General features: G+C 66.9%; 6 protein-coding genes. 3 read left to right on the forward strand and 3 right to left on the reverse strand.

Going from position 1 to position 8115, the window contains the following annotated elements:
• Positions 1 to 941: NAD(P)/FAD-dependent oxidoreductase (locus AC1DFE_RS23420; RefSeq protein WP_476908229.1), on the reverse strand; the 941-nt coding region annotated here is incomplete at its 3' end.
• Between the two features lie 261 nt (positions 942 to 1202).
• Here AC1DFE_RS23420 and AC1DFE_RS23425 point away from each other — a divergent pair.
• From AC1DFE_RS23425 to AC1DFE_RS23435, 3 genes are read left to right on the forward strand one after another with little or no spacing between them, the layout of a single operon-like run.
• Complete coding sequence (locus AC1DFE_RS23425) at positions 1203 to 1553, forward strand: bifunctional 3-phenylpropionate/cinnamic acid dioxygenase ferredoxin subunit (RefSeq protein WP_476908230.1); 351 nt, start codon at positions 1203 to 1205, stop codon at positions 1551 to 1553.
• Between the two features lie 50 nt (positions 1554 to 1603).
• On the forward strand, positions 1604 to 2524 hold the full coding sequence (purU, locus tag AC1DFE_RS23430; RefSeq protein ID WP_476908231.1) for a formyltetrahydrofolate deformylase: 921 nt from the start codon (positions 1604 to 1606) through the stop codon (positions 2522 to 2524).
• A 35-nt stretch (positions 2525 to 2559) separates the two neighbouring features.
• The gene (locus AC1DFE_RS23435) at positions 2560 to 5067 is read left to right on the forward strand and encodes a GcvT family protein (RefSeq protein ID WP_476908232.1); all 2508 of its coding nucleotides are present in this window, start codon (positions 2560 to 2562) and stop codon (positions 5065 to 5067) included.
• A 155-nt stretch (positions 5068 to 5222) separates the two neighbouring features.
• Here AC1DFE_RS23435 and AC1DFE_RS23440 read toward each other — a convergent pair whose 3' ends face one another.
• Both AC1DFE_RS23440 and AC1DFE_RS23445 read right to left on the reverse strand, forming a co-directional pair.
• Entirely contained in the window at positions 5223 to 7568 is a 2346-nt protein-coding gene (locus AC1DFE_RS23440) for an FdhF/YdeP family oxidoreductase (RefSeq protein WP_476908233.1), read from the reverse strand.
• Between the two features lie 121 nt (positions 7569 to 7689).
• The coding region (locus AC1DFE_RS23445; RefSeq protein ID WP_476908234.1) for an MBL fold metallo-hydrolase at positions 7690 to 8115 on the reverse strand (426 nt) is incomplete at its 5' end.

Below are 8115 nucleotides of genomic sequence, written 5' to 3' on the forward strand. Positions count from 1 at the left end.
GGCTGCGCCGGGGAATCACTGTCCAGCAGCGCCTGCACCGCCAGCGCCGCCCGCTCCAAAGCACCCGTCCAGTGCTCCACCCGCCGGTGCCGATCCACCGCAGCATCAAACCAGGCAGCACAGTCCCCCACCGCCACAATCCCCGGAACGCTGGTGCGGCCCATCGCATCACACAACACACCGCCGTCGACCTCAACCCCCGAACCGGCCAGCCACTCAACGTTGGCTTCGGCTCCGATGCCGACCACCACCACGTCCGCGGCCACGAACGTCCCGTCGGCCAGCCGCAGGCCGGTCACGTTTCCTTCGCCTGCGTAGAAGTCCTCAACTACGGCGGAGGAGATGAGCCGGACACCTTTGGCGGTGTGCAGGCCGGCCACTACCGAGCCCATCTCGGTGCCCAGCTGGGCCGCAAAGGGTACCGGCTTGGTGTCAACCAAGGTGACGTCCATGCCGCGGGAGGCGGCGGCGGAGGCAACCTCGGCGCCGACGAAGCCCGCCCCGATGACGGCCATCCTGCTTCCCGGCACGAGTTCGGGCGCCAGGCTTTGCGCGTCGGCGAGGGTGCGCAGGGAGAAGACGTTGCTTAGGCCGGCCAAGGCAGGCAGCTGCCGGGCCCGTGCACCGGTGGCGATCACGATGCCATCGGCCTGGACCACCCGGCCGTTGGCCAGGCTGATGATTTTCGAATCAGCGTCCAGGGACACGGCACGTGTACCCAGCAGCCATTCGGCATCGAGGTCGTCAGTTTCGGTTTCCAGGGACAGGTCCTCGGCCGTAATGGATCCCAGCAGGAAGTCCTTGGAGAGCGGCGGTCTGTCGTACGGACGGTGCTCTTCATCGCCGATGATGACAAGCCGTCCGGTGAAGCCTTGGGCCCGGGCTGCCCGCGCGGCCGAAAGACCGGCCAGCGAGGCTCCGACGATCGCAAGTGTCTGCATTTCTTCACCCTCCTTCTATTGCTTTTAGCGCAACAACAATCGCTATATGCAACAGCGTGATCCATGCCACGGTGACTGTCAAGGGGAGAAGGACTCAATAAAGAAGAGGAACGTAATCGGGTCCCAAGGCCTTGACAAAACAGTGTGATCGAAAGCACTCTGTTGCATATTACGACGTCTGTTGAGCTATTCGGAACACACCGTCAGCCATACATCGTCAGCCATACATATAGACCCTTTCCAACAAGAAAAGAGGCCCCCATGCACAAGGCATGCCCGCTCAGTGAACTGGCACCAGGGGAAGCCCTGCGCCTGAATACTGCGCCGCCCATCGCGGTCTTCCACACTGAGGACGGCGAGCTCTTCGCCATTGACGACACGTGCACCCACCAGGACGCCTCGCTGACCGATGGCTGGGTGGAAGGCTGCGAGGTCGAGTGCCCGCTGCACGCGTCGAAATTCAATCTCCGGACCGGGCAGGTTGATGCCCCGCCGGCCAAACTTCCCGTGCGCACACACGAGGTCACCGTGGTGGACGGCGACATCATGGTCATCGAATCCGAGGAGGCACCCAACCTTCCGCCTGGGCTGACTGCGAACGGCCACATCTGACCCGCCCCGCTCTGCCACTGCATCGCTGCTGTTACCCCTAGGAGAAAACCTTGTCCACAGTCCTTGAAGGCGCGCCCGCAGCCGGTGCCAGTGCCAAAGCCCGTAGCGCTGAATTTGTCCTCACACTGGCTTGCCCCGAACGGCCCGGCATCGTCCGCGCCATCACCACGTTCCTGGCCGACCGCGGCTTCGACATCGTGGAGCACCAGCAGTTCGACGACCACGTCAGCGGCAACCTCTACCTGCGCACCGCGTTCGGTTTCGAGGGACTCAACCAGCAGGACCCCGGCCAGCAGACCGCCGAGAGCATCAGCTCTGAGTTCGCAGCCATCGCCGGGGAGTTCGGCATGGACTTCAGTATCCACGACGGCCGCCCGCAGCGGCTGCTGGTCATGGTGTCGAAGTTCGGCCACTGCCTGAACGACCTCATCTTCCGCTGGCGAGCTGGCAGCCTGGGTGCGGAGATCGCCGTCGTGGTTTCCAACCACGAGGACCTGCGGCCCATGGCCGAGGCGGCCGGGCTGCCCTTCATCCACGTGCCGGTGACGCCCGGCACCAAGCCGGAGGCCGAGGCCAGGCTGCTGGAACTGGTGGCCGAATACGAGGCCGATCTGGTGGTGCTGGCACGCTACATGCAGGTGCTGTCCAACGACCTGACCACCCAACTGAGCGGGCGGGCCATCAACATCCACCACTCGTTCCTGCCCGGCTTCAAGGGCGCGAAGCCGTACCACCAGGCCTACGACCGCGGGGTAAAAATGGTCGGTGCGACCGCCCACTACGTCACCGCGGACCTCGACGAAGGCCCCATCATCGAACAGGAAGTCCTCCGGGTGGACCATGTCCTCGATCCGGACGCGCTGGTGACAGTGGGCCGGGACGCGGAGACCCAGGCGCTCTCCCGCGCCGTGAAATGGCACTGCCAGCACCGCGTCCTGCTCAACAAGACCCGCACCGTCGTATTCCGTTAATTTCCCGCTAACGCGACCCAGGAGAACCACACACCATGAGCGCATCACCACGCGTCGTCATCATCGGCGCCGGCATTGTCGGCACCAACCTCGCGGACGAACTGGCCAGCCGGGGCTGGAACAACATCACCGTCGTCGAACAGGGCCCGCTGGAACTGGCCGGCGGCTCCACCTCGCACGCCCCGGGCCTCGTCTTTCAGACCAACCCGTCCAAGACCATGACGGAATTCGCCAGCTACACGGTGAGCAAGCTGCTCTCCCTCACCGACGGCGGGGCGTCCTGCTTCAACCAGCTTGGCGGGCTGGAACTGGCCACCACCGAAGCCCGTCTCGAGGACCTCAAACGGAAGCTCGGCTACGCCACCTCCTGGGGCGTGGAGGGCCGGATCATTGACGCTGACGAGTGCGAGAAGCACTACCCGCTGCTGAACAGCGGAGCCCTGGCCGACGGGCGGCGCATCCTGGGCGGCCTGCACGTCCCCAGCGACGGCCTGGCCTCGGCCGCGCGTGCCGTGCAGCTGCTCATCAGCCGCACCCGCGAGGCCGGCGTGACCTACCTCGGTTCGACCACCGTCACAGGCATCTCGCAGTGGGGCGGCAAGGTCACCGGCGTCGAGACGTCTTCCGGGGTGATTCCGGCCGACATCGTGGTGTCCTGCGCAGGCTTCTGGGGCCGCGAAATCGGAAAGCTCATCGGGCTCAAGGTGCCGCTGCTGCCGCTCGCCCACCAGTACGTCAAGACCACGCCGCTGAAGGAACTGCGCGGCCACAACGAACTGCCGAACGGGGCCCGCCTGCCCATCCTGCGTTACCAGGACCGCGACCTGTACTTCCGTGAGCACGGCGACCGGATCGGCATCGGCAGCTACGCCCACCGGCCCATGCCCGTGGACATGGAGCAGCTGCCGCGGATTGGCGCGGAGGAGATGTCCGAGCACCGGATGCCCTCCCGCCTTGACTTCACCCTGGAGGACTTCGCGCCGTCGTGGGAGGACTGCCAGGACCTGCTGCCGGCCCTGCACTCCACCCAGATCCAGGACGGCTTCAACGGCATCTTCTCCTTCACCCCGGACGGAGGCCCGCTTATGGGCGAGGCGCCGGACCTGGACGGCTTCTTCGTCGCCGAGGCCGTGTGGGTGACCCACTCGGCCGGCGTCGCCAAGGCCATGGCCGAGCTCCTCATCGACGGCCAGCCGGAGACCGACCTGCACGGCTGCGAGCTGACCCGGTTCGAGAAGGTGCAGACCAGCGACGAGTATGTCAGCGAGACCTCGCAGCAGAACTTCGTGGAGATCTACGACGTCCTGCACCCGCTGCAGCCCAAGGAATCCCCGCGGAACGTGCGCGTCAGCCCGTTCAACGTCCGGCAGAAGGAACTCGGCGCGTTCTTCCTGGAGTCCGCCGCCTGGGAGCGGCCGCACTGGTTTGAGGCCAACCGCCCCCTGCTGGAAGAACTGCCGGCCGAGTGGCAGACCCCCGAGCGGGACGAGTGGTCCGCGATGTTCTCCTCCCCCATTTCGGCGGCCGAAGCGTGGAAGACGCGCACCGCCGTCGCGCTTTACGACATGACACCGCTGAAGCGGCTGGCCGTCAACGGCCCCGGCGCCCAGGCGCTGCTGCACCGGCTGAGCACCGGCAACATCGCCAAGAAGCCCGGCGCGGTGACCTACTGCCTGCTGCTGGCGGACGTCGGCGGCATCCGCAGCGACGTGACCGTCGCCCGGCTCGGGGAGGAGGATTTCCAGCTCGGCGTGAACAGCAACGTGGACTTCGATTACCTGCGCGTCGAAGCCCGGCAGCAGTCGGCCGCCGATCCGGCGCAGTGGGTGCACGTCACGGACATCACCGGCAGCACCTGCTGCATCGGCCTGTGGGGCCCCCTGGCGCGCGAAGTCATCGGCAAGGTCAGCACCGACGACCTCACCAACGACGGCCTGAAGTACTTCCGCACCAAGGAAATTTCGGTGGGCGGCATCCCCGTCACGGCCATGCGCCTGTCCTACGTGGGCGAGCTCGGCTGGGAGCTGTACACCACCGCCGAGTATGGCCTGAAGCTCTGGGACCTGCTCTTCGAGGCGGGCCGGGAGCACGGCATCATCGCTGCCGGCCGCGGCGCCTTCAACAGCCTGCGCCTGGAGAAGGGCTACCGGCTCTGGGGCACGGACATGACCACCGAGCACCACCCGTACCAGTCCGGCCTCGGCTTTTCGGTGGCGAAGGACAAGGAGGGCTATGTGGGCTTCGAGGCGCTGGCAGCACTCAAGGAACAGCCGGCGGAGAAGGTGCTGCGCTGCCTGACAGTCGACGACGGCACCTCCATCGTGCTGGGCAAGGAACCCGTGTACGTGGGCGGGGTAGCATCCGGCTACGTCACCAGCGCCGCGTACGGCTACTCGATCCGCAAGCCGCTCGCCTACGCCTGGCTGCCCGCCACGGTGTCCGAAGGAGACGCCGTGGAGATCGAGTACTTCGGCCGCCGCATCCCCGCCACGGTCAGCGCCGAGCCGCTGTTCGACCCGGGCATGGAGCGCCTCCGCGGCTGACGCCCGGCCGCTCTTGAGCCGTCCTGACCCTCTTTAGGCCTGGGGCCACGACCGCAGGGTTCCCTGGCCGAGCTTGCGAGGTTAGCGGGCGGTTGGGGACGACGGCGACACACCGGATTTCCGGAGTGTCGCCGTCGTTCTTGGTTAAGAAGAGGTCAGGACGGAGTGGCTGCCGCCAACGCAGCCTGCTCCACAACCCCGCCGGCGTGCGGCTCGAAGCGGACGAACATGGCCTTGAAACCGGGGGTGTTGGACACCCGGGCCACGTTTTCCTTGTGGACCAGTGCGTTGGCCTCGGGGAAGTACGCCGCGGCACAGCCCTTGGCCGTGGGGTAGGCCACCAGCCGGAACTTCTCGGCCCGGCGGTCGGCGCCCTGGAAGGTGCTCACCACGTCCACGAGGTCGCGGTCCTTGAAGCCTTGCTCGGCGAGGTCCTCGGGGTGCACCAGGATCACGCGGCGGCCGCCGGAGATCCCGCGGTAGCGGTCGTCCAGGCCATAGAACGTGGTGTTGTACTGGTCGTGGCTGCGGATGGTCTGCAGCACCAGGTGCCCGTCCGGGGGCGTGAGGTACTCCAGCGGGCTGACGGTGAAGCGGCCGCGGCCGATGTCTGTCTTGAAGGAGCGGGTGTCCCGGGGCGGGTTGGGCAGTACAAAGCCGTTCTTCGTCCGGACGCGGGCGTTGAAGTCCTCAAACCCCGGCAGGACCCTGGAGATGTGGTCCCGGACCACGTCGTAGTCCTCGGCCATGGCCTTCCAGTCCACCGGATGGCCGGGGCCGAAGGTTGCCTCGGCCATCCGGGCCACGATGACCGGCTCGGCGAGCAGGTGCTCGGACACCGGCTCGAGCCGTCCCTGGGTGGAGTGGACCACGGACATGGAGTCCTCCACGGACAGGAACTGGGCGCCCTTGGGGTGCTTGTCGTCCTTGTCCGTGCGGCCCAGCGTGGGGAGGATGAGCGAGGTCCGGCCGTGCACGATGTGGGACCGGTTGGGCTTGGTGGAGATGTGCACGGTCAGGCCGATCCGCTGCATCCCGGCTTCCAGGGTCTCCGTATCCGAGCAGGCCAGCGAGAAGTTCCCGCCCATGGACACGAACACGTCCACCTCGTCGCGCTCGAACGCCTCCATGGACTCCACGGCGTCATGGCCGTGGTGCCTCGGGGACTCGATGCCGAATTCCTTGTCGAGGGCCTCCAGCAGCGATCCCTTGGGCTTCTCCCAGATGCCCATGGTCCGGTCGCCCTGGACGTTGGAATGTCCGCGCACCGGGCAGGCGCCGGCGCCGGGCTTGCCGAAGTTGCCCTGCAGCAGCAGGACGTTGACCATTTCCTTGATGGTGTCCACCGAGTGCGGCTGCTGGGTCACGCCGAGTGCCCAGCAGAAGATGCTGGCCTTGGACGCCACCAGCATCGCGGCCACGTCCTCGATCTGCTTCCGGGGCAGGCCGGTGGCCTGCTCCGTCTCTTCCCAGTCCAGTTCCCGGCGGGCGTCCCGGTACGCGTCGAAGCCGTCCGTCTGCGCCTCGATGAAGGAACGGTCGACGACGGTCCCCGGGTTTTCTTCCTCGGCCTGCAGCAGCAGGTGGCCGAGGGCCTGGAACAGGGCGAGGTCCCCGCCCACCTTGATCTGCAGGTATTCGTCGGCCAGCGGCGTGCCACCGCCCACCACGCCGGAGAGCGTCTGGGGGTCCTTGAAGTTGAACAGGCCGGCCTCGGGCAGCGGGTTTACCGCCACCACCTTGCCGCCCTTGTCCTTGCATTCCTTCAGCGCCGACAGCATGCGGGGATGGTTGGTGCCCGGGTTCTGCCCCACCACGAAGATCAGCTCGGCGTCATGGATGTCCTCCAGCGACACCGTGCCCTTGCCGATGCCGATGGTCGGGTTCAGCGCTGACCCGGAGGACTCGTGGCACATGTTGGAGCAGTCCGGTAGGTTGTTGGTGCCCAGGGACCGGGCGAACAGCTGGTACATGAACGCGGTCTCGTTGGCCGTGCGGCCCGAGGTGTAGAAGACGCAGCGGTCCGGGGTGCTGGCCCGGATGTGCTCACCGATCAGCCCGAAGGCATCCGCCCAGGAGATCGGCGAGTAGTGCGTCTCCCCTTCCCGGATGACCACCGGTTCGCTGAGCCGGCCCTGGTTCCCCAGCCAGTACTCGGTCTTCCCGGCCAGCTCAGCGATGGAATGCTTTGCCCAGAACTCCGCCCCCACGGTCCGCAGGGTGTTTTCCTCGGCCACGGCCTTGGCGCCGTTCTCGCAGAACTCGGCGGCCTTGCGCTTCTTGTCCGATTCCGGCCAGGCGCAGCCGGGGCAGTCGAAGCCGCCGCGCTGGTTGAGCCGCAGGAGCGACTGCGCCGTGCGGGTGACGCCGGCCTGCGCCACCGCACGTTCCAGCGCCACCATCACGGCCTTGACGCCGGCGGCTCCGGTCTTCGGCTTGTGGACTTCGAGCTCGTCCTCGTTGATGTCCGCGACGGGGGCGGGCTGCTTCCCGAACTTCATTGTTCCAACTTCCTTACCGGCTGCTTTTCGAGCCTGTTTTGAGCGCCACTAAGGCGCGCCAGGCGTTCCTGGCGCGCCTTAGGTGTGGCGATCTTGTCATTCTTTTTTACTGTGTCACCTGTTACTGGGCCGCCTTGGCGAGGGTTTCGCGTTCGGCGGCGATGGTGGTGTTCTCCCCGTGTCCGGTCCTGACGACGGTCTCGGCCGGGAGGGGCAGGAGCCGTTCGCGGATGGAGGCCAGGATGGTGGGGTAGTCGCTGTAGGACCGTCCGGTCGCGCCGGGTCCGCCGTTGAACAGGGTGTCCCCGGTGAACACGGTCCCCTCGGCTTCGAGGTGGAAGCAGGTGGACCCGGGTGAGTGGCCGGGGGTGTGGATGGCCCGCAGCACCGCCCCACCCACCGGGAACTCGTCCCCGTCCGCGATCTCCCGGTCCGGTTTCGTGCCGGGGTAGACCTGTTCCCAGAGGACCTGGTCCGCCGGGTTCATGTGGATCGGGGCGCCGACGGCCTGGGCGAGGTCGCGGGCGGCGCCGATGTGGTCGTTGTG

The sequence above is a fragment of the Arthrobacter sp. 05T423 genome, assembly GCF_056396245.1.